Genomic DNA, 24,118 nt, shown 5'->3' with positions numbered 1-24,118 from the left:
GGCCTAATCTTTAGGCTACAGACCTGTTCGCTCAACCCGGCACGATCATGACCAACCTTCTTCTCACGCTTATCAGCGCTGCCCTGATCAATAATTTCGTATTGCAATGGCCGCTGGGCGTCGATCCGCTGCTCCAGACAATCCGCGAACCGGGTGCCGAGCGCCAGCAAGTGCATGCTTTGGGCATCGCAACAACCTGCCTGATGCTGATCAGCTGCGTCCTCGGTTATGCGCTCTACCATTACCTGCTGGTTCCGCTGGCATTGACGTCGCTGCGTTTGTTTGTCTTTTTGCCCCTCAGCATTTTGCTGATCAGGCCAATCCTGAGCCTGCTTTCGCGCTGTTTCCCACAGCTGCCATTGAGCAGCCTCTGGCCTCTGTTGGTGGGCAATGCTGGCGTCCTCGGCCTGGTCCTGCTCAGCACGCAGGGCGACAAAGGCCTGGGCTATACGATCGCGCTGAGCCTCGGCGCAGGCTTGGGCTTCTGGCTGGTGTTGAGTCTATTCAGCGACTTGCGTCAGCGCACCCTCAATAATGACGTCCCTCTGCCCTTTCGCGGCTTGCCGATCGAATTGATCAGCGCCGGGCTGATGGCCGTGGCATTTCTCGGTTTCACCGGACTGATCAAAACATGAGTCTGATTCAACGCATAGATGCCCTGTTGCCGCAGACCCAATGCGGTAAATGCGGCCACCCCGGATGCAAACCTTACGCTGAAGGCATTGCCAACGGTGAGGCGATCAACAAGTGCCCACCGGGTGGCAGTGAGACCATTTCGGCGCTGGCCGATCTTCTGAAAGTACCGGTATTGGAGCTGGACACGGAACGTGGATCGGCCCCTGCGCAAGTTGCCTTTATTCGTGAAGCCGAATGCATCGGCTGCACCAAATGCATCCAGGCCTGCCCAGTGGATGCGATTGTCGGCGCGGCCAAGCTGATGCACACAGTGATCATCGACGAATGCACCGGTTGCGACCTCTGCGTGGCGCCCTGCCCGGTAGATTGCATTGAAATGCATCCATTGCCGCTGGCCACGGTGGTGCCGATTGTCGGAGGGCTGGCGTTCAGCCCGCAAGAACAACGCGCCCGGACCGAGAAGCGCAATCACGCGCGTCATCGTTTCGAACAGCGTAACGCTCGTCTGCGCCGCGAAGAAGAGCAAAAGCTGGCCGAACGCCACGCACGCGCCAAGCAGCACAGCGAAGTGTCAGTCGACCCGGTTCAAGCAGCCATCGATCGGGTTCAGGCGCAGAAAGCCGCCGCTGCCGATGCGGCCTTGAAAAAGGCCAAGATCGAACTGGCAATGAGCCGCGCACAACTGAACAAGTCGCTGAAGGCCTTCGGGCATCCGCCAACCTTTGAACAACAGTCGCAACTGATCATTCTGCAACAACAGTTCGAGGTCGCAGAACTTGCGTTGGCGCAGCTGGAGAGCAGCGCAACACTCGCGCCACAGCCGGCTCCGGCCAAGGACGCCGACCTCAAGCGCGCGAAAATTCAATTGGCCATGCGCCGCGCCGAACTGCAAAAAGCTCGGAGCAGCGAAGCATCGATCGAGCAAATTGCGCAGTTGGCTACTGCCCTGGCTGAAGCTGAGCAGGCTTTGCACCGCGCCGAGAATGCCAGTGAGCAACCCGCTCCCGATCTGCTGCGGGTCGAGAAACGGCCCATCGATAATCGCCTGCGGCAGCTGAAAACCGAATTGGCCTACGCTCGAGCGGATGTCAGCAAGCTTGAGCGACACCCCGAGACACCAGCAGACCTCCTGACCAAGGCTCGAAACCGGCTGAGCGAAGCTGAGCGTCAGGTCAATGCTTATGTCGCCTCTTGAAAGGGTTGATGAGCGCCTTCAGCAGGCAATGAAGCTGGTGCTGCTGGCAACACTGCCGGGGATTTTCGTGTTGCTGTGGTTGTACGGCTGGGGGGTACTGATCAACTTGCTGCTGGCCGGTTCCACAGCGCTGGCCGTTGAGGCTGCCGTCCTCGGTTTACGCAGGCGTCCCCTCAAGCCCTCTCTGAGCGATGGAAGCGCGCTGGTCAGCGCGACATTGCTGGCCCTGGCATTACCGCCCTACTGCCCATGGTGGCTGACGCTGAGCGCAACCGCGTTCGCGCTGTTGTTTGGAAAACACCTGTATGGCGGTGTGGGTAAAAACCCGTTCAATCCCGCCATGCTTGGTTACGCACTGGTCCTGGTGTCGTTTCCGCAGCAGATGACGCACTGGCCGGCCTCCCACGGCATGGATCTGCTCGGTGGCTTGCAACAGGTATTGGGCTTCAGTTTCAGCGGCTCGGCACCCGACGCCTGGGTCCAGGCCACCGCCCTGGACAGTGTGCGGATCAACAAAAGCCTGACCATGGACGAACTGTTCGCCGGCAATGCCGCGTTCGGTCACTTTGGGGGTAAAGGAGCCGAGTGGGTCAATCTGGCGTTCCTCGCCGGCGGCGCGTTTCTACTGCAACGTCGGGTATTCAGCTGGCACGCCCCGGTCGGCATGCTTGCCAGTCTGTTTATCATCAGTCTGCTGTGCTGGAACGGCTCGGGCTCCGACTCCCATGGTTCTCCTCTGTTCCACCTGTTGACGGGCGCGAGCATGCTGGGGGCGTTCTTTATCGTCACCGAGCCGGTCTCTGGCGCCAGGAGCCCCAAAGCCAGGTTGCTGTTCGGAGCCGGCGTTGGCCTGCTGACCTACCTGATTCGTACTTGGGGCGGTTATCCAGACGGCGTGGCGTTTGCCGTGTTGTTGATGAACCTCACCGTACCCGCGCTAGAGCGCCTTTTCGCTCCCCAGCCGGAGCCTTCTGCGCCATGAACACAAATGTCGGCATACTGATTCTGGTGTTACTGGCCGGTCTGGGTGCAACTGCGACCTTCTTGGTGCAACAAGTCGCCACGCCACGCATCGCGGCAGAACAACGCGCAATACAAAACCGTAACCTGTTGGAAATGCTGCCCCAGGGAAGCTACGACAATCAGCCACTGGATCAGCCGCTCTCGCTCACGGACGTAGAGCTTGGCAGTAGCCGATTGCTTGGCGGCTATCTGGCGACTCAATCCGGTCAACCCAGCGCGGTGATTCTGCACAGTCAAACGGTGGGCTACGCAGGCCCTATAGAGCTGTTGATCGGGATCGGGGCAAACGGCAAGCTACTCGGTGTAAAAGCCCTCAAACAGTCAGAAACCCCAGGGTTTGGAGGCCGAATTGCAACGACCCCAAACCCTTGGCTGCAGAGTTTTTCCGGCAAATCACGCAATGATCCGCCCGATTCGGGCTGGGCACTTAAAAAGGACAGTGGCCAGTTTGATCAGATGGCCGGAGCAACGATTACCTCACGTTCGGTGATAAGTGCCATTCATGAGGCGCTGCGTTATTTTGACGAGCATCAGGCGCAACTCACGGGAAAGCCTGCTCATGACTAACACCACGACACTGCGCAATTCGCTGACGCTCGCGCCACTGATTGGCGTCAGCGACACGTTGGTGAAGGCCACCGGTTTGTGGTTGATGTCCATTCTGATCATCGCAATCTATGGCATGGCCATGAAAGCGATTCGGACCTGGCTCAGCCCGAGCCTGCGCCTGATGGCCAATATCGTGCTGGCTGCCACGATCGTAAGTTGTGCAGAACTGGCCTTGCAAGTCCGGGCTTTTGAACTGCATCAAAGCCTGGGAATTTATCTTGGGCTGATTGCCCTTCAATGCGTGCTGCTTGAGCTCAACGGTTTTTTCGAACAGTGCTCTATGTCTGACCGCCTACGACTGTCAGGCCTGTTCGGCGCGCTGCTGGTTGCGCTTGGCACGCTGCGAGAAGTCCTGGGAACGGGTTCCCTGGGTGCCCATCTGTCGTGGTTGGCAGGATCCACCGATAATCATTGGCAGCTTTGGTTATGGGCTCAGGATACGGGGCCACGCCTGCTCACTCTGGCGCCAGGTGGTTTTATCCTGCTAGGGTTGTTGATCGCCGCGAAACAGGCCTGGGCCGCTTCTTCGAAACCACACTGACTGCCGTCAAGGAAACGCTCTACCCATGAACGCTGCAAAACGTCTGGAAATATTCCGCCGGCTTCACGAGGACAATCCGGAACCGAAAACCGAGCTGGCCTATTCCTCGCCGTTTGAACTGTTGATTGCAGTGATTTTGTCCGCCCAAGCGACTGACGTCGGGGTCAACAAGGCCACAGCAAAACTATTCCCGGTTGCCAACACACCTGCAGCGATCTATGCCCTCGGTGTCGAAGGGTTGTCGGAATACATCAAAACCATTGGCCTGTACAACAGCAAAGCGAAGAACGTGATCGAGACCTGTCGGTTACTGGTAGAGCGTCATAACAGTGAGGTTCCGCAAACACGCGAAGAGCTTGAAGCACTCCCCGGAGTGGGACGCAAAACCGCTAACGTGGTGCTCAATACAGCCTTTCGCCAGCTCACCATGGCCGTCGACACGCATATTTTTCGGGTCAGTAACCGAACGGGACTGGCTCCGGGGAAAAATGTCGTTGAGGTGGAAAAACAACTGATGAAGTTCGTGCCCAAGGAATTTCTGCTCGACTCGCACCACTGGCTCATCCTCCACGGACGCTACGTATGCCAGGCTCGCAAGCCACGCTGCGGCAGCTGCCGGATAGAAGACCTGTGCGAATACAAGCACAAGACCTCTGACGATTGAGCAAGCATAGATTTTGACGATCGATCGATTGAAAAAATCTTTTTTACCCGCCACCGGATTATCGTTATAAGGAGCGCCAACGGCAGTCTTAGCCTGGAGTTAACCTTATGAGCGCTGGTAAAGAGCAACTGGACGTAGAAGACGACTTCACCGCCGTTGAAGCAGAGGATGCCGAGCCTGTGGTGGAGGTGGCAAAGACCAATCTGAGCAAACGCCGCACCATTGATAATCTTCTGGAAGAGCGCCGTCTGCAAAAGCAATTGGCCGATTACGATTTTGATCTTTAGCACCTGAAAGCCTCCCGAAGCGGAGGCTTTTTTTATTGGCTGCCCAGCACCTTGACCACCGTTTTTCCCATGGACATCCCGTCGGCGATAGAGCAGTACCGGTCATGGAAAACAGGTGGCATCTGCAAGGGCGCCAAGAGAAAAGCATGCTGTGCGAGTACTCGGGTAGACCTGGATAAACCGATGAACACCGAGTAACGCGCAATGCCACCCGCCATCGCCACACCGGTCATTACATTCTCGCGTATCGCGATTCAAACCAAACCATTGCGTTGTGCAAGCTCAATCAGGTCAACCAACGAGCGGGCATTGAGTTTTAACAGCAAGCGCGTCTTGTATGTACTGACTGTTTTATTGCTGAGAAACATTCCATCGGCAATCTCCTTATTGGTCTTTCCACGTGCAAGTTGTTGTAGCACCATCATTTCCCGACCGGAAAGACGGTTGACCATATCCGCTTCGCTGGCATTCCCCAAACTCGAACGCACAGTATGCAACGCCTGATTGGGAAAATAGCTGTAACCGGAAAGCACTGCCTTGATCGCGCTAAGCAGTTCGGTCAGATCTTGTTGCTTGCACACATACCCCGCGGCACCGGCCTGCATACAACGCATGGAAAAATGTCCTGGCGCCTGCGAGGTCAATACCAGCACTTTTAAAGGCTGGGGTGTTGAAGTCAGACGCGCGACAACTTCCAAACCATCAAGTTTTGGAATTCCGATATCCAGAATAACAATATCCGGCACATGCTCACGGGCCAGCTGCAAGGCGTCCGCGCCATTATCCGTCTCCGCGATGACTTCATAGCCATGGCGCTCCATCAGCATGCGTACAGCCAGACGAATGACGGGATGATCATCCACGATCAGCACTTTATTCATGGGCAAGTCCAATTTTCGTTGTTCGATTTTTTAGAGTCTGCACAATAGCCTAGTCATTTCCCCCTTGGCATCGTGCCCCCCCCCGGTCACCAGCACCCAGAGACCATACCTACAAACAACACGGATTTACCCTACAAAAAAACACCGAAAAGGATGTGTCTTAAAATTTAATCAGCCTGCTACCCACCTTGGTTTGACGATCTTTTTTGTATCACATGACGTCCACAATGGAAGCTCGTCGAATCATTCAGGCTGAATTGTCGTTAGTTATTTTGTGGCAGATTATTATTGAATGACACTCAGCCACCTGCACTTCAGTGCAACCATGGGTATTTAGCAATGGAAAGAAACAATTCACTCCAGGCAACAATCCGCCGCTTCAAGCATCTCACCACTCAAGGTAATACACAGCATCAACTTTCCAATACAAGACGGACTAGCCGCATGGGCACTGCACAACCCACAGGATACTCCCTGTACTGAACTGACCTGCCAGACGCCTACTCGCACCTATTACGTCCGCTCTGCCCATTGTCAAACCGGGCCTGAAATCATTACAAGCAGCAATAAAAACCCAACAGAAAACCAAACCACCAACCTGCACAACGCCCATACTTGTCGTGAGCATCGATAATGAGCAAACCGTACCGACTTCAACGCTTGAAGGGAATCCCCTATTTATACGCAAACCCCAAAGTAACGTCGAGCTGGATGGCAGCCGCATTTAATGAAGCCATCTAGCTGCTTGCATCTCCACCAACGTGAAACCAAGGATATAAAAACAACACTATCAAGTGAGATAAAAATGAATAGACACCGAAAGAAAACAACCAACCCAATGACCATCATTGCCATCTTCGCAGCACTAACAGAAGCTTCGGCAGCCGTATCATTTCCATTTCTTGACTACGAGGAACGTCAAGTCTATGTCTGGTTCCTGATTACTTTCCCCTACGTCCTGATACTGCTTTTCTTTGCCACGCTGAATTTCAACTACAAATCACTGTACGCGCCTTCCGACTTCGAGAAAGGAAAGCACTTCATCAAAATCATCGACGATGCAGCTCGTCCGGAAAGAGTGAAAACCACCCCTCCAGGCCCTGAGTTACTTAAACAGAAAAATCACACCGCCGACAAGGAAAAAGACTTCCGCCCACCGGCATAGTTGCCTGGATGCCCGCCACAGAACCACATATTCCGACAGCAGGAGTAGCGCTACTCATCACGCCATGGACAAGCCGCACCTGTGCATATCAATTTATTCGCACATCACACTCTTCATTTGCCTTTGGCACTGCACCGCTGGCACACCGTTGATACCCGGCAGATCAACGCAACAAAAGCAGAATCAAGACGGGGTAGAACAACCCGAATTCTGCGTGAGGCAGGATGAAAACAACGCCACATCAAGCGTCATTCAAGCATTCACACCGAACAAGGCAGCTTGAACTAAACATAACATGCAAAAAAAATGGCCCTGCGTGCAGCAGGGCCATTTTCTTGAGTCGCATTCAGGCAATCAGAACAACTTCCGACCTTTGTTTGCGGCAATACGCATGCGCAATGCATTGAGCTTGATGAAGCCAGCAGCATCCGCTTGATTGTAAGCGCCGCCATCCTCTTCAAAAGTCGCAATATTAGCATCGAACAACGATTCATCGGACTTACGGCCGGTGACAATGACGTTGCCTTTGTACAGTTTCAGACGAACCACGCCATTCACGTGCGCCTGAGAGGCATCGATCATCTGTTGCAGCATCAGACGCTCAGGGCTCCACCAGTAACCGGTGTAGATCAGGCTGGCGTATTTAGGCATCAACTCATCTTTAAGGTGAGCGACTTCGCGATCCAGGGTGATCGACTCGATTGCACGGTGAGCACGCAGCATGATGGTGCCACCAGGTGTCTCGTAGCACCCGCGGGACTTCATACCGACATAGCGGTTCTCGACGATATCCAGACGGCCGATGCCGTTTTCGCCGCCAATACGGTTCAGCGTGGCCAGGACGGTGGCCGGAGTCATTTCAACGCCGTCCAGAGCGACGATATCGCCATTGCGATAGGTCAACTCAAGATAGGTTGCAACGTTCGGAGCGTCTTCTGGCGACTTGGTCCAGCGCCACATATCTTCTTCGTGCTCGGTCCAGGTGTCTTCCAGCACGCCACCTTCATAGGAGATGTGCAGCAGGTTGGCATCCATCGAGTACGGGGATTTTTTCTTGCCGTGGCGTTCGATAGGGATGTTGTGCTTTTCAGCGTAATCCATCAGCTTTTCACGGGAGAGCAGATCCCATTCACGCCATGGAGCAATGACTTTGACGCCAGGCTTCAACGCATAGGCGCCCAGTTCAAAACGAACCTGGTCATTACCTTTGCCGGTTGCACCATGGGAAATGGCGTCGGCGCCGGTTTCGTTGGCAATTTCAATCAAGCGCTTGGCGATCAACGGACGAGCGATGGAGGTACCCAGCAGGTACTCGCCCTCGTAAACGGTGTTGGCGCGGAACATAGGGAAAACGAAATCGCGGACGAACTCTTCGCGCAGATCGTCGATGTAGATCTCTTTCACGCCCATGGCTTGTGCCTTGGCGCGTGCAGGTTCGACCTCTTCGCCCTGACCCAGGTCAGCGGTGAAGGTCACCACTTCACAGTTATAAGTATCCTGCAGCCACTTGAGGATCACCGAAGTGTCCAGGCCGCCGGAATACGCCAGAACGACCTTGTTTACGTCCGCCATGCCATTACTCCACCGGGTTGTACGGAAAGCTTTCTAGTCTACCGCTCAAACCGGATATTTTACAGAGGCGCGACAGCTTATGACGATGAAGCGACAGATTATGTCGAGCGAGCGACGATTACAGCGGTTTCAGGACGTCGCCGCGGTATTGCCCGTGGAGCTGATCTGGGGGGCCGGCTTTTCGGCAGGTGCAACACGCTCAAGCTGAACATTGACCCGGCGATTCCTGGCCCGATTGGCGGGATTGGTGTTGGGCGCCAGAGGATAACTCTCGCCGTGAAATCGCATGCTGATCTGCGACTCCTGGATGCCGTTGGCCTTGAAAAAGTCCATCACCGCCAAGGCTCTGCGCCGCGACAGATCGCGATTGGTCAGACGATTGCCGCTGTTGTCCGAGTGACCGTCCAGTTCGATGTGATTGACGGTTGGATCAGCCTTGAGGAACTCCAGCACCACCTGCAATCTGGCCTTGGCCTGCGCATCCAGGTCGATGCCACCGCCTGGAAAGCCGACCTCGGCATGCTTCACTTGTTCGAAGTTCATCGGCAACAGCTTGGCTGTGCACGCTTGATAGTCGCTGTAGGCCTTGTTGAATTTGACCGGCAACAAACGAACTTCGGAAACACGACCCTCACGGGAATAATGGCGAACCACCGGGCTACGACCATCCATCAGGCCACTGAACAATCGACCGGCCTGCGCCTGCGAGCTGTTAAACAGTACATCGCCGCTGCCGGCTCTCACCGAACCCAGATTGATGTCGCCGCGCCCCGGCTGCCAGGGCGCAGCCGCCGCCAACAAGGTCGCCGAGCCGCCACCGAGCATCGAGTTGTAGGCCTTGAGGCGGAACGTCGCCTGCTCGCCTGCACGCCGAACAAACTCACCCGAGCCAAAATCGGTAATAGGTTGAGTCAGACGGCACTCGAACTTGTCGCCTTCGACCTTCCACTCGATGCTCTCCAGACGCGTCTGGAAAGTCAGAGCCATCGCGGGCAGGCTGACAAACACACTGAGCAAGGCTAAATAACGCTGGCGCACGGGAGGCTCCACTGGCTTCTACACAAAAGACCGACACACGTTTACGGCATATCACTTGTTTACAGCACACCTATGGGATATCGGAAGCTTGCTGCAAAACTTGATAGCGAGTGCCTGAGAGAGTCTTTTCCGGTAGCATTCCCTTCAGTTTGACCCGCCTGGAATCCCCAATGTCCGACCGCCTGACCCTGCTGCGTCCCGACGACTGGCATATACATCTTCGCGATGGTGCTGTGCTAGCCAATACTGTTGCGGATGTCGCGCGCACCTTTGGTCGCGCCATCATCATGCCCAACCTGGTACCACCGGTGCGCAACGCCGCGCAAGCCGATGCCTATCGCCAGCGCATTCTCGCTGCGCGCCCGGCCGGCAGCCGTTTCGAACCGTTGATGGTGCTCTACCTGACCGATCGTACCGAGCCTCAAGAGATTCGCGAGGCCAAGGCCAGTGGTTTCGTCCACGCCGCCAAGCTCTATCCGGCCGGTGCGACCACCAACTCGGACTCTGGTGTCACCAGCATCGACAAGATCTTTCCCGCATTGGAGGCCATGGCCGAAGTCGGGATGCCGTTGCTGATTCACGGTGAAGTCACTCGCGGCGACGTCGATGTCTTCGACCGTGAAAAGCTGTTCATCGACGAACACCTGCGTCGGGTCGTGGAACGCTTCCCGACACTCAAAGTGGTGTTCGAACACATCACCACCCGCGAGGCCGTCCAGTTCGTCAGTGAGGCGGACGCCAATGTGGGCGCAACCATCACCGCCCATCACCTGCTGTACAACCGCAACCACATGCTGGTTGGCGGGATTCGCCCGCACTTCTATTGCTTGCCGATCCTCAAACGCAATATCCACCAGGAAGCACTGCTCGACGCCGCCACCAGTGGCAGCGAGAAGTTCTTCCTCGGCACCGATTCGGCACCGCACGCTCAACACGCCAAAGAAGCCGCGTGTGGTTGTGCCGGTTGCTACACCGCTTATGCTGCGATCGAGATGTACGCCGAAGCCTTCGAACAGCGCAATGCGCTGGACAAGCTCGAAGGCTTCGCCAGTTTGCACGGCCCGCGCTTCTATGGCCTGCCCGCAAACACCGACCGCATCACCCTGGTTCGCGAAGAGTGGACCGCCCCTACCAGCCTGCCGTTTGGCGAGCTGTCTGTAATCCCGCTGCGCGCCGGTGAAAAACTGCGCTGGCGTCTGCTGGAGAAACACTCGTGAGTGAAGACCATTTCGACGACGACCAAGACGGCCATAACGGTGGCGGCGGTTCGCGCCATCCGATGGCGGCCAGGTTTCGTGGCTACCTGCCGGTAGTCGTCGATGTTGAAACCGGTGGTTTCAACTCTGCCACCGATGCATTGCTGGAAATCGCAGCAGTCACCATCGGCATGGACGAAAAAGGTTTCGTGTTCCCCGAACACACCTATTTTTTCCGGGTCGAGCCTTTCGAAGGCGCGAACATCGAAGCAGCGGCTCTGGAGTTTACCGGGATCAAGCTCGATCATCCGCTGCGCATGGCGGTCAGCGAAGAAACGGCCCTGACCGACATCTTCCGCGGCGTACGCAAGGCCCTGAAGGCCAATGGCTGCAAACGCGCGATTCTGGTGGGGCATAACAGCAGCTTCGATCTGGCCTTCCTCAACGCCGCTGTCGCGCGTCTGGACATGAAACGCAACCCTTTTCACCCGTTCTCCAGCTTCGACACTGCAACGCTGGCCGGTCTGGCGTATGGTCAAACCGTGCTGGCGAAGGCCTGTCAGACTGCCGATATCGACTTCGACGGTCGCGAGGCCCACTCGGCGCGCTACGATACCGAGAAGACTGCCGAGCTGTTCTGCGGCATCGTCAACCGCTGGAAACAAATGGGTGGCTGGGAAGACTTTAACGACTGATCACGTCGCCTGAAGAAATCACGCCCATAAAAAAACCGGCCTCTCAGCCGGTTTTTTTATGCGTGACGCGCAGCTTACAGCTTGCCGGCGTTCTCGCTCAGGTAAGCAGCAACGCCTTCTGGCGAAGCGGTCATACCTTTGTCGCCTTTTTTCCAGTTAGCCGGGCAGACTTCGCCGTGCTCTTCGTGGAATTGCAGGGCATCGACCAGACGCAGCAGTTCGTCCATGTTACGGCCCAGTGGCAGGTCGTTGACGATTTGCGAACGGACAACACCTTTGTCGTCGATCAGGAATGCGCCACGGAAGGCCACGCCGCCTTCGGACTCAACGTCGTAGGCCTTGCAGATTTCGTGTTTCATGTCTGCAGCCATGGTGTATTGAACCTGACCGATGCCGCCGGCATTGATCGGGGTGTTGCGCCAGGCGTTGTGGGTGAAGTGGGAGTCGATGGAAACAGCGACTACTTCAACGTTGCGCGCCTTGAATTCAGGAATGCGGTGGTCCAGAGCAATCAGCTCGGACGGGCAGACAAAGGTAAAGTCCAGTGGGTAGAAGAACACCAGGCCGTATTTGCCTTTGATGGCCGAGGACAGGGTGAAGCTATCTACGATCTCGCCATTGCCAAGTACGGCGGCGACGGTGAAGTCAGGGGCTTGTTTGCCTACGAGTACGCTCATTGGATATCTCCTGGTGTGGTGGAGTGAAGGACAAGATCCAGCCAAGTCTGCCACGGGTCAGCGACAACTCTGTGACGTGATCTCCCTTCGCAAGGACCGAGCATCATACACCGCGTTTTTGACCTGTCCTTAGCGGTTTTTATTACGACGTTAAAAAGCCGGTCTGACATTTGAAGACATCACCATCAAAGCTCCAATACCGTTCGTCAGCCAACCCCCATGCCAGCTCAAAGCTTTCAGAAAGCACTTTGACAATCATTCTCGTTAACATTAAGATCCATCGCAATTGAGCCATAACCAGCGACGGTTCTCACATATGTATGTCTGCCTCTGCACAGGCGTCACTGACGGGCAAATCCGCGATGCGATCTTTGACGGTTGCTGCAGCTACCGTGAGGTGCGCCAAGCCACCGGTGTTGCCAGCCAATGCGGCAAATGCGCATGCCTTGCCAAACAAGTGGTACGCGAAACCCTGACCGAACTGCAAAGCAGCCAGGCCGCGATCCCCTACCCAGTAGAATTTTCCGCCGCTTAAATTACGTATTTGAAAGAACCGGACTTAATGTCCGGTTTTTTTATGCCTAGAATTCAATCGCTTAGCACTAAGACGCGGAACACAAACATTCTTATTCCGATTAATTTTCATATATTATTCAATAACTTAGGTTTGACACTTGTAATTGCGCGGCTCAAACTCTGCTTTATATACAGCGAAGACAGGACAGGACTTCCATCATGAAAGGCGACATTACAGTCATCCAGCATCTCAACAAGATCCTTGCCAATGAGCTGGTCGCGATCAATCAGTACTTCCTGCATGCGCGCATGTATGAAGATTGGGGCCTGAACAAACTCGGCAAACACGAGTACCACGAATCCATCGACGAGATGAAACATGCGGACAAGCTGATCAAGCGCATCCTGTTTCTCGAAGGCCTGCCAAACGTACAAGACCTCGGCAAGCTGCATATTGGTGAACACACCAAGGAAATGCTTGAGTGCGACCTGCGCATCGAGAGAACCGGCCACGCCGACCTCAAGGCAGCCATCGCTCACTGTGAAGTGACTGGTGACTTTGGTAGCCGTGAACTACTGGAAGATATTCTCGAGTCCGAAGAAGAACATATCGACTGGCTGGAAACCCAACTGGGCCTGATCGATAAAGTCGGTCTTGAGAACTACCTGCAATCGCAGATGGGCGAATAACCTGGCGCCAAAATCTCGACATAACAAAAAGCCCCGCCTTCTTTCGAGAGGCGGGGCTTTTGCGGTGATTACTCACTACCTCTGCAGGAGCTCGGCTTGCCGGCGATGGCGTCCTTGAGATGGCCATCGCGAGCAAGCTCGGCTCCTACACCTACACCTACAGGATCGCGTCAGGCTTCAGTCTTGTTCGCTGCGGCTTTTTCGACAGCAGCTTTGATCGTGGCCTGCAATGAACCGTCGGCGGCCATTTCAGTCATGATGTCGCTACCGCCGACCAACTCACCGCCGACCCACAATTGCGGGAAGGTTGGCCAGTTGGCGTATTTTGGCAGGTTGGCGCGGATTTCCGGGTTCTGCAGGATGTCCACATAAGCGAACTTCTCACCACAGCCCATGACGGCCTGAGCGGCTTTCGCAGAGAAGCCACACTGCGGGGCATTCGGCGAGCCTTTCATGTAAAGCAGAATGGTGTTGTTGGCAATCTGCTCTTTAATAGTTTCAATGATATCCATGAAGCACCTCGGCTGAACTTTCCGACTCAGTTGTCGGCACGGTGGCGCATTGTAACGGAAAGCCGGGCGCCATGCTCGGTCTCCCCGACAGACACTCATCATCGCAGATTTCATCCAGCGGCACTCAGGCCGCCGCCACCTTGACTGGCACGCCGTTCAACGCTGCGTTGCCCGAAAGCTCATCCAGCTGTCGCTCATCAGTAAGGTCATTGGCGCTGGCACCCGGCTGGCCGCTGGCAATCCCCATCTGCACACCTGGCCGCGCATGTCCCCAACCATGAGGCAGACTGACCACACCCGGCATCATCTCAACACTTGCCAACACTTCAACTTCGATGGCTCCGACCCGTGAGCTGACACGCACCCGCTGCCCATCACTGAGGCCGCGACTGGCCAGGTCATCCGGGTGCATCAGCAATTGATGACGCGGTTTGCCTTTCACCAGGCGGTGATAGTTGTGCATCCAGGAGTTGTTACTGCGCACATGCCGACGGCCGATCAGCAGCAGTTCATCGGCCGATGGCGCTTGCTGCGCGGCAAAACGCTCCAGGTCAGCCAGAATCGCCGCAGGCGCCGCCTGAACGCGTTGATTGGCAGTCTTCAAGCGTGGCCCAAGATTGGCTTTTAGCGGCCCAAGATCGATCCCGTGGGGATAGTCGAACAAGGTCGCGACAGACAATTTATACGTCGAAGCATCGCCATATAGACCCGCACGCAGCCCTCGGTCGATCATTTGCGCCGGGGCAATGGTTGGTTTGAGTTGTTTGCCGCTCTTCGCTGCGAAGGCCTGAGCCAGGCCGACAAAAATTTCCCAATCGTGTAACGCCCCCTCGGGTTTGGCCAGAATCGCCCGATTGAAACGGCTGACGTTACGCACCGCAAACATATTGAACGTGGTGTCGTAGTGATCATTCTCCAGCGCTGACGTCGACGGCAGGATCAAGTCGGCGTAACGGGTGGTTTCGTTGATGTACAAGTCGATGCTGAGCATGAACTCCAGCCCATCCAGCGCCTGCTCGAGTTGCCGGCCATTGGGCGTCGACAGCACCGGGTTTCCGGCTACCGTGATCAGCGCCCGTACCTGCCCTTCCCCTTCGGTGAGCATTTCTTCGGCCAGCGCCGACACCGGCAACTCACCACCATATTCAGGACGCCCTGAGACCCGGCTTTGCCAGAGATTGAAATGACCACCCGAGGTCGAAGCCACCAGGTCCACCGCAGGTTCCGTGCACAGCGCACCACCCACCCGGTCAAGATTGCCGGTCACCAGATTGATCAGTTGCACCAGCCAGTGGCACAGGGTGCCGAATGACTGGGTGGAAACGCCCATACGGCCATAGCAGACAGCCTTGTCCGCGGCAGCGAAGTCCCGCGCCAACTGGCGGATCTGCCCGGCCGGAACTGCACAGAGCGCGCTCATCACCTCTGGAGTGAAACGGCTGACGGCCTGGCGAACCTCATCAAGACCATCCACAGGTAAATGGCTCTCGCGAGTCAGGCCTTCATCGAATAACGTGTTGAGCAACCCGAACAACAGCGCCGCATCGCCGCCCGGACGGACAAACACATGCTGGTCGGCGATGGCCGCCGTTTCACTGCGTCGTGGATCGACCACCACAACCTTGCCGCCCCGCGCCTGAATCGCCTTCAGGCGCTTCTCCACATCCGGCACGGTCATGATGCTGCCGTTGGAGGCCAATGGATTGCCACCCAGGATCAGCATGAAGTCGGTGTGATCGATATCCGGAATCGGCAGCAACAAGCCATGGCCGTACATCAAATGGCTGCTCAAGTGCTGGGGCAACTGATCGACCGAGGTTGCGGAAAACCGGTTGCGGGTTTTCAGCAAACCGAGAAAGTAATTGCTGTGGGTCATCAGCCCATAGTTATGCACGCTGGGATTGCCCTGATAAACCGCCACGGCATTGAGGCCATGACGCTCCTGAATCGCTCCAAGCCGTTCGGCTACCAGAGCAAATGCCTCATCCCAGTCGATCGGCTGCCATTCGCTGCCAACCCTGAGCATGGGCTGACGCAGGCGGTCCGGATCGTTCTGGATATCTTGCAGCGCTACCGCTTTGGGGCAGATATGACCGCGACTGAAAGTGTCCTGCGGGTCACCCTTGATCGAGGTGATCTGTACGCCAGCGCCGTCGACTGCAGTGGTTTCGATGGTCAAACCGCAGATGGCTTCACACAGATGGCAGGCACGGTGATGGAGAGTCTTGGTCATGGCCAGTCTCTATTTTATTCGAGGCAACCAGCGTCAGGCTGCGGGAGCAAAACTATGGTGCCTGACCGACTCCTGCGCCAGCGACGTTCGTCTTGTGAATCGAAGGATATCAGGCCAACCGATGCCCCCCCCCCCCGCAAAAGCCCGGCTCACCGATCAGCCGCCAGTGCTCGTCGAGCCCGGTTTTTTACATTAGGGAATGTTTCAGCCGGGCCTGCCTTATAGATCCTGCCCACATTAACCCCGGCTGAAGAGTCAGAAACCGACCGTTACGCTGCCTTGCCCGCCCCGTTTGATTGCCAAGCTGCTCGAGGGCAGTGTACAAATGCTGGGCTACTGTCAGGAAACAGGCTTCAAAAGCGCTACCGCGACCTCCTCGTAGCACCTCTGAACTCCCCTAAAAACCGTAGCCCTATTGGTAAGACGCGACATTTAATGTCAAGATCGCGCCTTCCCCTATTTCGTCGCCCCGTGCGGCTTCCGCCGCAGGTCTCGCCCGTTTTTCGAATAAACCCGGCTTTGAGTATCTGCGGTCTGTTGCAAAAAGGTAGTTAATGATGAGCGCAAGGCACTTTCTCTCCCTGATGGATTGCACGTCCGAAGAGCTGGTCAGCGTGATTCGTCGAGGCATCGAACTGAAGGACCTGCGCAACCGCGGCGTACTCTTCGAGCCACTGAAAAACCGCGTTCTCGGGATGATTTTCGAGAAGTCCTCGACCCGTACCCGTATATCTTTCGAAGCCGGCATGATCCAGCTGGGCGGCCAAGCGATCTTCCTGTCGCCACGCGATACCCAATTGGGCCGTGGCGAGCCGATAGGTGATGGCGCGATCGTCATGTCGCGCATGCTCGATGCGGTGATGATCCGTACCTTTGCCCACAGCACCCTGACCGAATTCGCCGCCAATTCCCGCGTGCCAGTGATCAACGGTTTGTCCGATGACCTGCACCCGTGCCAGTTGCTGGCCGATATGCAAACCTTCCTTGAACACCGCGGTTCGATCCAGGGCAAAACCGTTGCCTGGATCGGCGACGGCAACAACATGTGCAACAGTTATATAGAAGCCGCCATTCAGTTCGACTTCCAACTGCGTATTGCCTGCCCGCAAGGTTACGAGCCAAACCCTGAATTCGTCGCCAAGGCCGGCGATCGCGTGACCATCGTCCGCGATCCTCGGGATGCGGCGATCGGTGCTCACCTGATCAGCACTGACGTCTGGACCTCCATGGGCCAGGAAGAGGAAACCGCCAAGCGCCTCGCGCTGTTCGCACCCTTCCAGGTGACTCGCGCCCTGCTCGATATCGCCGCACCGGACGTGCTGTTCATGCACTGCCTGCCTGCTCACCGTGGTGAAGAAATCAGCCTCGACCTACTCGACGACAAACGCTCTGTCGCCTGGGATCAAGCGGAAAACCGTCTTCACGCACAAAAGGCCCTGCTCGAATTTCTGGTCGAACCGGCATACCACCACGCATGAGCCAGCCATTACTGCTTAACCTGCGCAACCTGGCCTGCGGCTATCAAGACCAACGGGTTGTACAGAACCTCAACCTGCACCTCAATGCCGGGGATATCGGTTGCCTGCTCGGCTCGTCCGGTTGCGGCAAGACTACTACCCTGCGGGCGATTGCCGGTTTCGAGCCGGTGCACGAAGGTGAAATCAAACTGGCCGGTGAAGTCATCTCCAGTGCCGGTTTCACCCTGGCGACCGAGAAACGACGGATCGGCATGGTGTTCCAGGACTACGCGCTGTTTCCGCACTTGAGCGTGGCCGAGAACATCGCTTTCGGGATCCGCGAGCATCCGCAAAAGAACCGTGTGAGCGAAGAACTGCTCGAACTGGTCAACCTGAAAAACCTCGGCAAGCGTTTTCCCCATGAGTTGTCGGGCGGCCAGCAGCAGCGTGTCGCGCTGGCTCGCGCACTGGCGCCGGAGCCGCAATTGCTGTTGCTCGACGAACCCTTCTCCAACCTCGACGGTGAACTGCGCCGCAAGCTCAGCCATGAGGTGCGGGATATTCTCAAGGCTCGTGGTACCAGCGCCATATTGGTGACCCACGATCAGGAAGAAGCGTTCGCGGTCAGCGATCATGTCGGTGTATTCAAGGAAGGCCGACTGGAGCAATGGGACACGCCATATAACCTCTATCACGAGCCGCTGACACCCTTTGTCGCGAGCTTTATCGGCCAGGGTTATTTCATTCGCGGCCAGTTACTCAGCCCGGAATCGGTGCAAACCGAACTGGGTGTACTGCGCGGCAACCGCGCTTATACATGGCCGATTGGCGGCGCTGTCGACGTGTTACTGCGTCCGGACGATATCGTCTATGCACCGGACAGTGAGCTGAAAGCGCGAATCATCGGCAAAACCTTCCTCGGCGCATCGACGCTGTATCGCCTGCAATTGCCGACCGGTAGCCAGCTGGAGTCAATCTTCCCGAGCCATGTCGATCATACTGTGGGGGCCGATGTCGGCATTCGCGTGGCGGCAGAACATCTGGTGTTGTTTCAGGCCTCGGGCAGCACGGCGGCGCAGATCCCGGCTGTGGAGTCCGGTGTCCGGCGGTATTGCACCGCCAGTTGATGTTTTTTGCAGGAGCAGGGGGGACGCCTGGTTCTTGCCCGCGATGAACGATAGCGCAGTTATCGGTAACACTGCGGCACCTGCATCGCGGGCAAGCCTCGCTCCTACGACCCCTCCCTATCCCAGCATCAACTTCCCGCTGGCCACCAACGTGGCATTGCCGCCGATCTTCACCCGATCCCCTTCCAGACGACAGAACAACTCCCCTCCCCGCGCCGAACATTGATACGCCGTCAGGCTCGACTTGCCTAAACGCTGCGACCAGTAAGGAATCAGACTGCAATGGGTCGAACCGGTTACGGGGTCTTCGTTGATTCCAATCGCCGGGGCAAAATAGCGTGAGACAAAATCATGCGTGTTGCCCGGCGCTGTGACGATCGCTCCCAGCCACGCAAGTTTGGCCAAAGCGACCATGTCGGGCTGGCAATCCAGGACAGCCTGCTCGGACTCCAACACCACAAACAATTCGTTGGAACCCAGAACCTCCACCACCTCCACGCCCAGTGCTCGCTCCACTTCCAGCTTCACGCCAACCTCGCGGGGCACAACCACCGGGAAATCCAGCCACAGCCGCTCACCTTCACGACTGACGCTCAGGGGTCCGGACTTGCTGATGAAGTCGAGCCGCTCGACCGGCTCCCTATAAACCTCGAACAGGACGTAGGCGCTGGCCAGCGTGGCGTGCCCACACAGCGGCACCTCAGTGGTCGGCGTGAACCAACGGATATGCCAGCCTTGACCTTCGCGCACCAGGAAAGCGGTTTCGGCCAGATTGTGCTCGGCGGCGATTTTCTGCATCAACTCATCGGCGAGCCACACATCAAGCCGATAGACCATTGCCGGGTTGCCACTGAACGGGCGATCGCTGAACGCGTCGACCTGATGAAATTCAAACTGCATCACCCTACCTCTCCTTGAATATGCGACAGCGAGCATGCGCCCGGGCGCAATCCGGAACTAGGTACAGCGCAGGTTAATTTCCACCATACAGCGCCGATTCAAAGACCGTCGTTCAGGGGTCAAGCCCGGCCGATATCGGCAAACGTCGCCTGGGTATGCTCGGCCAGCACAGCCGCTGACAACTCGACCTCAAGGCCCCGGCGCCCGGCGCTGACAAAAATACTTGCGAAAGGTTGTGCGCTGTTATCGAGGAAAGTCCGCAAACGCTTTTTTTGCCCCAACGGGCTGATCCCCCCCAACAAATAACCCGTCGCCCGTTGCGCAGCGGCCGGGTCTGCCATCTCGACTTTCTTCACCCCCGCCGCATGGGCCAGCGCCTTCAAATCCAGACTTCCGACGACCGGTACCACTGCCACCAACAACTCCCCTTTTTCGCTGGCCGCCAACAGCGTCTTGAACACCTGAGCAGGATCGAGACCCAGCTTTTCTGCCGCCTCCAGACCATAAGAAGCCGCCTTCGGATCATGTTCGTAACTGTGCACTCGATGTTCGGCACGAACTTTTTTCAACAAATCCAATGCGGGGGTCATGGCAGCTCCAGGCTTGGCTAATGGAATAAATCGCTGATGACAGATTCTAGGTCATCGGTTGGCAAAAGGCTCTATTGCACCGCCGTTACGCCAGCTCACCGTTGAATCAAGCGGCCATCATCCTGCTCATTGGCAGCGTCCTCGCACACCCGTAACGCGATCATTTTGACGACGGTTAGTTAAAAAATGACCGATGGTTCACTTTCGACCTTTGACATCAGTGTTTCTTGTCTATATTTTTTCGAATCTGAATATGGATCCAACAGTTCCAAAGTCGTACCCAGCAGCAAGCCGAGGCAAAGATGGGGATTCTTGCCTTGGTGAAAATCGCACTCTGAGCCTTTCCAAAAGCGCCGGACAACAACAATAAACGAGGTTTTCAATGACGACTGCTCTACAACAACCTTCGCTCTCAAGCCAATGCATGGCCGAGTTCCTGGGTACTGCTCTACTGATTTTCTTTGGTACTGGTTGCGTCGCCGCGCTCAAGGTCGCGGGTGCCAGCTTCGGCTTATGGGAAATCAGTGTCATCTGGGGGGTCGGCGTGAGCATGGCGATCTACCTGACCGCGGGCATTTCCGGCGCGCACCTCAATCCGGCAGTCAGTATTGCACTGTGCATTTTTGCCGACTTCGAAAAGCGCAAGCTGCCGTTTTACATCTTCGCCCAGATCGCCGGTGCCTTTTGCTCAGCGTTGTTGGTTTACACGCTTTACAGCAACCTGTTCTTCGATTACGAACAAACCCATCACATGATCCGTGGCACCCAGGCCAGCCTGGAACTGGCATCGGTGTTTTCCACCTATGCGAACCCTGCCCTGTCCACTGGCCAGGCGTTCCTGGTTGAAGTGATCATCACCGCCATTTTGATGGGTGTGATCATGTCTCTGACCGATGACAACAACGGTCTGCCGCGCGGTCCGCTGGCGCCTTTGCTGATTGGCCTGCTGATCGCCGTAATTGGTAGCTCGATGGGGCCGCTGACGGGTTTCGCGATGAATCCGGCTCGGGATTTCGGACCTAAACTGATGACCTTCTTCGCGGGCTGGGGTGAAATATCTTTCACCGGCGGGCGCGATATTCCTTACTTCCTGATTCCGGTATTTGCCCCGATCATTGGTGCCAGCCTTGGCGCTGCCGCCTATCGCGGGCTGATTGCTCGTCATCTGCCCGTCGCCATACCTGCTACAAAGGATGCAGAACGCGCTATTGACGCAATGTAAGAATTTCTTGAAACCGGCGGCGCGAAATCCTGCCCAACCCTGATCTCGCGCCCCACCCCACTCCCTTATTTCGTCCAAGGCAATCGACATGACCGACACTCAGAACAAGAACTACATCATTGCCCTCGATCAGGGTACGACCAGCTCCCGAGCGATCATTTTCGACCGCGACGCCAACGTGGTCTGTACCGCTCAGCGCGAATTCGCCCAGCATTACCCGCAAGCCGGCTGGGTCGAACACGACCCGATGGAAATCTTCGCCACCCAAAGTGCGGTGATGGTCGAAGCCCTGGCTCAAGCCGGCCTGCATCACGATCAGGTTGCAGCCATCGGCATCACCAACCAACGCGAAACCACAGTGGTCTGGGACAAAACCACCGGCCGCCCGATCTACAACGCGATCGTCTGGCAGTGCCGACGCAGCACCGAGATCTGCCAGCAGCTCAAACGCGATGGCCATGAGCAGTACATCAGCGAAACCACCGGCCTGGTTACCGATCCGTACTTCTCCGGCACCAAACTGAAATGGATTCTCGACAACGTCGAAGGCAGCCGCGAACGTGCTCGCAACGGCGAACTGCTGTTCGGCACCGTCGACAGCTGGCTGATCTGGAAGTTTACCGGCGGCAAGACCCACGTTACCGACTACACCAATGCATCGCGCACCATGCTCTTCAACATCCACACCCTGGAGTGGGATGCGAAGATGCTTGAGGTGCTGGATATTCCGCGCGAGATGCTCCCGCAAGTGAAGTCGTCTTCGCAAATCTACGGCCATACCAAAAGCGGTATCGCTATCGGCGGGATTGCCGGCGACCAACAGGCCGCGCTGTTCGGCCAGATGTGCGTCGAACCCGGCCAGGCGAAAAACACCTACGGCACCGGCTGCTTCCTGCTGATGAACACTGGCGACAAGGCCGTGAAATCCAGTCACGGCATGCTCACCACCATCGCGTGCGGCCCGCGTGGCGAAGTCGCCTACGCGCTGGAAGGCGCAGTGTTCAATGGCGGCTCCACCGTGCAGTGGCTGCGTGACGAGCTGAAAATCATCAACGACGCTCACGACACCGAATACTTTGCCAACAAGGTCAAAGACAGCAACGGCGTGTACTTGGTCCCGGCCTTCACCGGTCTGGGCGCCCCGTATTGGGACCCCTATGCCCGTGGCGCGCTGTTCGGCCTGACCCGTGGCGTACGCGTGGATCACATCATTCGCGCAGCCCTGGAATCGATTGCCTACCAGACCCGCGACGTGCTCGACGCCATGCAACAGGATTCGGGCGAACGCCTCAAAGCCCTGCGCGTCGACGGTGGTGCAGTTGCCAACAACTTCCTGATGCAATTTCAGGCGGACATTCTCGGCACTCACGTCGAACGCCCGCAGATGCGTGAGACTACCGCACTGGGTGCAGCCTATCTGGCGGGCCTGGCCTGTGGCTTCTGGAGCAGCCTGGATGAGCTGCGCGGCAAGGCCGTGATCGAACGCGAGTTCGAACCTCACCTGGCCGAAGCCGAGAAGGAAAAACTTTACGCCGGCTGGAAAAAAGCGGTGAGCCGCACCCGCGACTGGGAGCCGCACGAAGAGGCTAAATAAGCCAGAGCACGGACTCGTATCGGCATGTAACTGGTAGGGAGTGGATTCGTGCGGCATCATGGGCAAATTTTGCACGGCAGCCCCAAGGAAGCCCATGAATCTGCCTCCCCGTCAGCAGCAAATCCTCGAGCTGGTCCGCGAACGCGGTTACGTCAGCATCGAGGAAATGGCTCAGCTATTTGTCGTTACACCGCAGACCATCCGCCGCGATATCAATCAATTGGCGGAAGTGAATTTATTGCGTCGCTATCACGGCGGCGCAGCTTACGATTCAAGCGTAGAAAACACTGCCTACGCCATGCGTGCCGATCAAATGCGCGATGAGAAACAACGCATCGCCGAAGCCATCGCCGCGCAGATTCCCGATCACGCCTCGCTATTCATAAACATCGGCACCACCACCGAATCCATCGCCCGGGCGCTGCTCAATCACACCCAGCTCAAGGTGATCACCAACAACCTGCACGTCGCCTCGATCCTCAGCGCCAAGGATGATTTCGAAGTCCTGCTCGCTGGCGGCAATGTGCGCCGTGACGGCGGTGTCGTCGGTCAGGCCAGCGTCGACTTCATCAATCAGTTCAAGGTCGACTTCGCCCTGGTCGGTATCAGCGGCATCGATGAAGATGGCAGCCTGCTGGATTTCGACTATCAGGAAGTACGGGTTTCCCAAGCGATCATCGCCAATGCCCGCCAAGTGATACTGGCGGCCGACTCCAGTAAATTTGGCCGCAACGCCATGGTTCGATTGGGACCGATCAGCCTGATCGATTGCCTGGTCACCGATCAGGCACCAGTGCCTGCGCTGGCGCAATTGCTGAGTCAGCACAAGATTCGGCTGGAAGTGGTTTAAGCCACGACAGGCCGGGCGCACTCTGCGTGGGAACGATCATTGGCAGACCTCACACCCAGCAATCAAAAAACGGGCGCCTCTGAGGTTGCCCGTTTTGTTTATGGTGCCATCTGCGCCCGTAGTCGTCGTCCGATCACGTCCAGCAGATCGCAGCCATCGCGCAGCAGGATGGCGAGGACCCGGGCGAAGGAGTAGATCGTTCCCACGCTCTGCGTGGGAATGCCTCACTGGACGCTCCGCGTCCGCTT

At 56.7% G+C, this 24,118-nt stretch carries 25 protein-coding genes and 1 pseudogene; 17 read left to right on the top strand and 9 right to left on the bottom strand.

Annotated elements, in window-relative coordinates; all coding sequences use genetic code 11:
- Positions 1-47 precede the first annotated feature (47 nt).
- The 7 genes from AC07W5_RS24665 (at position 48) to AC07W5_RS24635 (ending at position 4,955) form a co-directional block, all read left to right on the top strand.
- On the top strand, positions 48-635 hold the full coding sequence (locus AC07W5_RS24665; protein ID WP_495024499.1) for an Rnf-Nqr domain containing protein: 588 nt from the start codon (positions 48-50) through the stop codon (positions 633-635).
- Entirely contained in the window at positions 632-1,831 is a 1,200-nt protein-coding gene (rsxB, locus tag AC07W5_RS24660; protein WP_495024498.1) for an electron transport complex subunit RsxB, read from the top strand. The genes AC07W5_RS24665 and rsxB overlap by 4 nt, the downstream gene beginning before the upstream one ends.
- Positions 1,818-2,813 (top strand): RnfABCDGE type electron transport complex subunit D, encoded by a 996-nt coding sequence (locus AC07W5_RS24655; RefSeq protein ID WP_495012912.1) that lies wholly within the window; start codon positions 1,818-1,820, stop codon positions 2,811-2,813. Before rsxB ends, AC07W5_RS24655 begins: the two co-directional genes overlap by 14 nt.
- Complete coding sequence (locus AC07W5_RS24650) at positions 2,810-3,421, top strand: RnfABCDGE type electron transport complex subunit G (RefSeq protein ID WP_495012911.1); 612 nt, start codon at positions 2,810-2,812, stop codon at positions 3,419-3,421. Before AC07W5_RS24655 ends, AC07W5_RS24650 begins: the two co-directional genes overlap by 4 nt.
- Positions 3,414-4,004 carry an Rnf-Nqr domain containing protein gene (locus tag AC07W5_RS24645; RefSeq protein ID WP_494992016.1) on the top strand — a complete coding sequence of 197 codons (591 nt, stop codon included), beginning with the start codon at positions 3,414-3,416 and terminating at the stop codon, positions 4,002-4,004. The genes AC07W5_RS24650 and AC07W5_RS24645 overlap by 8 nt, the downstream gene beginning before the upstream one ends.
- Positions 4,005-4,029: 25 nt before the next feature.
- A complete protein-coding gene (gene nth / locus AC07W5_RS24640; RefSeq protein ID WP_489071710.1) occupies positions 4,030-4,668 on the top strand; it encodes an endonuclease III in 639 nt (212 codons plus the stop codon).
- A gap of 107 nt (positions 4,669-4,775) precedes the next feature.
- Positions 4,776-4,955: a PA3496 family putative envelope integrity protein gene (locus tag AC07W5_RS24635; RefSeq protein WP_494992015.1), complete on the top strand. Its 180-nt coding sequence runs from the start codon at positions 4,776-4,778 to the stop codon at positions 4,953-4,955.
- 32 nt (positions 4,956-4,987) lie between these two features.
- Here the strand turns inward: AC07W5_RS24635 and AC07W5_RS24630 are convergent, their stop codons facing one another.
- Positions 4,988-5,188 (bottom strand): hypothetical protein, encoded by a 201-nt coding sequence (locus AC07W5_RS24630; RefSeq protein ID WP_494992014.1) that lies wholly within the window; start codon positions 5,186-5,188, stop codon positions 4,988-4,990.
- 21 nt (positions 5,189-5,209) lie between these two features.
- Positions 5,210-5,836 carry a response regulator gene (locus tag AC07W5_RS24625; protein WP_494992013.1) on the bottom strand — a complete coding sequence of 209 codons (627 nt, stop codon included), beginning with the start codon at positions 5,834-5,836 and terminating at the stop codon, positions 5,210-5,212.
- 805 nt (positions 5,837-6,641) lie between these two features.
- Between AC07W5_RS24625 and AC07W5_RS24620 the strand changes: the two are divergent.
- Positions 6,642-6,914, top strand: a pseudogene (locus tag AC07W5_RS24620) (hypothetical protein); the annotation flags it as partial.
- Between the two features lie 441 nt (positions 6,915-7,355).
- Here AC07W5_RS24620 and AC07W5_RS24615 read toward each other — a convergent pair.
- The gene (locus tag AC07W5_RS24615) at positions 7,356-8,573 is read right to left on the bottom strand and encodes an argininosuccinate synthase (protein WP_480413230.1); all 1,218 of its coding nucleotides are present in this window, start codon (positions 8,571-8,573) and stop codon (positions 7,356-7,358) included.
- A 129-nt stretch (positions 8,574-8,702) separates the two neighbouring features.
- A complete protein-coding gene (locus AC07W5_RS24610) occupies positions 8,703-9,611 on the bottom strand; it encodes a flagellar protein MotY (protein WP_494992011.1) in 909 nt (302 codons plus the stop codon).
- 170 nt (positions 9,612-9,781) lie between these two features.
- Between AC07W5_RS24610 and pyrC the strand changes: the two genes are divergently transcribed.
- Complete coding sequence (pyrC, locus tag AC07W5_RS24605; RefSeq protein ID WP_495012909.1) at positions 9,782-10,828, top strand: dihydroorotase; 1,047 nt, start codon at positions 9,782-9,784, stop codon at positions 10,826-10,828.
- Positions 10,825-11,502: a ribonuclease T gene (rnt, locus tag AC07W5_RS24600; RefSeq protein ID WP_494992009.1), complete on the top strand. Its 678-nt coding sequence runs from the start codon at positions 10,825-10,827 to the stop codon at positions 11,500-11,502. The genes pyrC and rnt overlap by 4 nt, the downstream gene beginning before the upstream one ends.
- A 74-nt stretch (positions 11,503-11,576) precedes the next feature.
- Here rnt and AC07W5_RS24595 read toward each other — a convergent pair whose 3' ends face one another.
- Positions 11,577-12,179, bottom strand: a complete 603-nt coding sequence (locus tag AC07W5_RS24595; RefSeq protein WP_494992008.1) for a peroxiredoxin — start codon at positions 12,177-12,179, stop codon at positions 11,577-11,579.
- Between the two features lie 316 nt (positions 12,180-12,495).
- Here AC07W5_RS24595 and AC07W5_RS24590 point away from each other — a divergent pair, with 316 nt between their 5' ends.
- Positions 12,496-12,714, top strand: a complete 219-nt coding sequence (locus AC07W5_RS24590; RefSeq protein ID WP_489071701.1) for a bacterioferritin-associated ferredoxin — start codon at positions 12,496-12,498, stop codon at positions 12,712-12,714.
- A 200-nt stretch (positions 12,715-12,914) separates the two neighbouring features.
- Complete coding sequence (gene bfr, locus AC07W5_RS24585; RefSeq protein WP_494992007.1) at positions 12,915-13,385, top strand: bacterioferritin; 471 nt, start codon at positions 12,915-12,917, stop codon at positions 13,383-13,385.
- 170 nt (positions 13,386-13,555) lie between these two features.
- On the opposite strand, the gene grxD is transcribed toward bfr, so the two are convergent.
- Together grxD and AC07W5_RS24575 are read right to left on the bottom strand one after the other, a co-directional pair.
- Positions 13,556-13,897 (bottom strand): Grx4 family monothiol glutaredoxin, encoded by a 342-nt coding sequence (grxD, locus tag AC07W5_RS24580; RefSeq protein ID WP_150643657.1) that lies wholly within the window; start codon positions 13,895-13,897, stop codon positions 13,556-13,558.
- Positions 13,898-14,021: 124 nt separating this feature from the next.
- Positions 14,022-16,130: a molybdopterin oxidoreductase family protein gene (locus tag AC07W5_RS24575; RefSeq protein WP_495024497.1), complete on the bottom strand. Its 2,109-nt coding sequence runs from the start codon at positions 16,128-16,130 to the stop codon at positions 14,022-14,024.
- 557 nt (positions 16,131-16,687) lie between these two features.
- Here AC07W5_RS24575 and argF point away from each other — a divergent pair.
- On the top strand, positions 16,688-17,608 hold the full coding sequence (gene argF, locus AC07W5_RS24570) for an ornithine carbamoyltransferase (protein ID WP_494992005.1): 921 nt from the start codon (positions 16,688-16,690) through the stop codon (positions 17,606-17,608).
- Positions 17,605-18,714 carry an ABC transporter ATP-binding protein gene (locus AC07W5_RS24565; protein ID WP_495024496.1) on the top strand — a complete coding sequence of 370 codons (1,110 nt, stop codon included), beginning with the start codon at positions 17,605-17,607 and terminating at the stop codon, positions 18,712-18,714. Before argF ends, AC07W5_RS24565 begins: the two co-directional genes overlap by 4 nt.
- Positions 18,715-18,831: 117 nt before the next feature.
- On the opposite strand, the gene AC07W5_RS24560 is transcribed toward AC07W5_RS24565, so the two are convergent.
- Together AC07W5_RS24560 and ybaK are read right to left on the bottom strand one after the other, a co-directional pair.
- Positions 18,832-19,614, bottom strand: coding sequence for a PhzF family phenazine biosynthesis protein (locus AC07W5_RS24560; protein WP_495012906.1), 783 nt, complete (start codon positions 19,612-19,614; stop codon positions 18,832-18,834).
- A gap of 119 nt (positions 19,615-19,733) precedes the next feature.
- Complete coding sequence (gene ybaK, locus AC07W5_RS24555) at positions 19,734-20,204, bottom strand: Cys-tRNA(Pro) deacylase (protein WP_494992002.1); 471 nt, start codon at positions 20,202-20,204, stop codon at positions 19,734-19,736.
- A 382-nt stretch (positions 20,205-20,586) separates the two neighbouring features.
- Here ybaK and AC07W5_RS24550 point away from each other — a divergent pair, with 382 nt between their 5' ends.
- The 3 genes from AC07W5_RS24550 to AC07W5_RS24540 all read left to right on the top strand — a co-directional run bounded on the left by AC07W5_RS24550 (position 20,587) and on the right by AC07W5_RS24540 (position 23,870).
- Positions 20,587-21,426, top strand: a complete 840-nt coding sequence (locus tag AC07W5_RS24550; RefSeq protein WP_495024495.1) for an MIP/aquaporin family protein — start codon at positions 20,587-20,589, stop codon at positions 21,424-21,426.
- Positions 21,427-21,514: 88 nt separating this feature from the next.
- Positions 21,515-23,020 (top strand): glycerol kinase GlpK, encoded by a 1,506-nt coding sequence (gene glpK / locus AC07W5_RS24545; RefSeq protein ID WP_494992000.1) that lies wholly within the window; start codon positions 21,515-21,517, stop codon positions 23,018-23,020.
- Between the two features lie 94 nt (positions 23,021-23,114).
- Positions 23,115-23,870 (top strand): DeoR/GlpR family transcriptional regulator, encoded by a 756-nt coding sequence (locus AC07W5_RS24540; RefSeq protein ID WP_494991999.1) that lies wholly within the window; start codon positions 23,115-23,117, stop codon positions 23,868-23,870.
- Positions 23,871-24,118: the final 248 nt, after the last annotated feature.

This window comes from Pseudomonas sp. GW821-FHT01E05 (genome assembly GCF_059422425.1).
This window is presented reverse-complemented; position numbering and strand designations above follow the sequence as displayed.

Bases quoted from the DNA above. Each gene is read 5' to 3' on its own strand.
- ybaK (WP_494992002.1), bottom strand. From the start codon at position 20,204: ATGACCCCCGCATTGGATTTGTTGAAAAAAGTTCGTGCCGAACATCGA.
- AC07W5_RS24665 (WP_495024499.1), top strand. From the start codon at position 48: ATGACCAACCTTCTTCTCACGCTTATCAGCGCTGCCCTGATCAATAAT.
- pyrC (WP_495012909.1), top strand. From the start codon at position 9,782: ATGTCCGACCGCCTGACCCTGCTGCGTCCCGACGACTGGCATATACAT.
- AC07W5_RS24565 (WP_495024496.1), top strand. From the start codon at position 17,605: ATGAGCCAGCCATTACTGCTTAACCTGCGCAACCTGGCCTGCGGCTAT.
- AC07W5_RS24595 (WP_494992008.1), bottom strand. From the start codon at position 12,179: ATGAGCGTACTCGTAGGCAAACAAGCCCCTGACTTCACCGTCGCCGCC.
- AC07W5_RS24615 (WP_480413230.1), bottom strand. From the start codon at position 8,573: ATGGCGGACGTAAACAAGGTCGTTCTGGCGTATTCCGGCGGCCTGGAC.
- AC07W5_RS24645 (WP_494992016.1), top strand. From the start codon at position 3,414: ATGACTAACACCACGACACTGCGCAATTCGCTGACGCTCGCGCCACTG.
- bfr (WP_494992007.1), top strand. From the start codon at position 12,915: ATGAAAGGCGACATTACAGTCATCCAGCATCTCAACAAGATCCTTGCC.
- AC07W5_RS24550 (WP_495024495.1), top strand. From the start codon at position 20,587: ATGACGACTGCTCTACAACAACCTTCGCTCTCAAGCCAATGCATGGCC.
- AC07W5_RS24590 (WP_489071701.1), top strand. From the start codon at position 12,496: ATGTATGTCTGCCTCTGCACAGGCGTCACTGACGGGCAAATCCGCGAT.
- AC07W5_RS24650 (WP_495012911.1), top strand. From the start codon at position 2,810: ATGAACACAAATGTCGGCATACTGATTCTGGTGTTACTGGCCGGTCTG.
- AC07W5_RS24655 (WP_495012912.1), top strand. From the start codon at position 1,818: ATGTCGCCTCTTGAAAGGGTTGATGAGCGCCTTCAGCAGGCAATGAAG.
- AC07W5_RS24630 (WP_494992014.1), bottom strand. From the start codon at position 5,188: ATGACCGGTGTGGCGATGGCGGGTGGCATTGCGCGTTACTCGGTGTTC.
- AC07W5_RS24560 (WP_495012906.1), bottom strand. From the start codon at position 19,614: ATGCAGTTTGAATTTCATCAGGTCGACGCGTTCAGCGATCGCCCGTTC.
- AC07W5_RS24540 (WP_494991999.1), top strand. From the start codon at position 23,115: ATGAATCTGCCTCCCCGTCAGCAGCAAATCCTCGAGCTGGTCCGCGAA.
- AC07W5_RS24575 (WP_495024497.1), bottom strand. From the start codon at position 16,130: ATGACCAAGACTCTCCATCACCGTGCCTGCCATCTGTGTGAAGCCATC.
- grxD (WP_150643657.1), bottom strand. From the start codon at position 13,897: ATGGATATCATTGAAACTATTAAAGAGCAGATTGCCAACAACACCATT.
- rsxB (WP_495024498.1), top strand. From the start codon at position 632: ATGAGTCTGATTCAACGCATAGATGCCCTGTTGCCGCAGACCCAATGC.
- nth (WP_489071710.1), top strand. From the start codon at position 4,030: ATGAACGCTGCAAAACGTCTGGAAATATTCCGCCGGCTTCACGAGGAC.
- AC07W5_RS24625 (WP_494992013.1), bottom strand. From the start codon at position 5,836: ATGAATAAAGTGCTGATCGTGGATGATCATCCCGTCATTCGTCTGGCT.
- glpK (WP_494992000.1), top strand. From the start codon at position 21,515: ATGACCGACACTCAGAACAAGAACTACATCATTGCCCTCGATCAGGGT.
- argF (WP_494992005.1), top strand. From the start codon at position 16,688: ATGAGCGCAAGGCACTTTCTCTCCCTGATGGATTGCACGTCCGAAGAG.
- AC07W5_RS24635 (WP_494992015.1), top strand. From the start codon at position 4,776: ATGAGCGCTGGTAAAGAGCAACTGGACGTAGAAGACGACTTCACCGCC.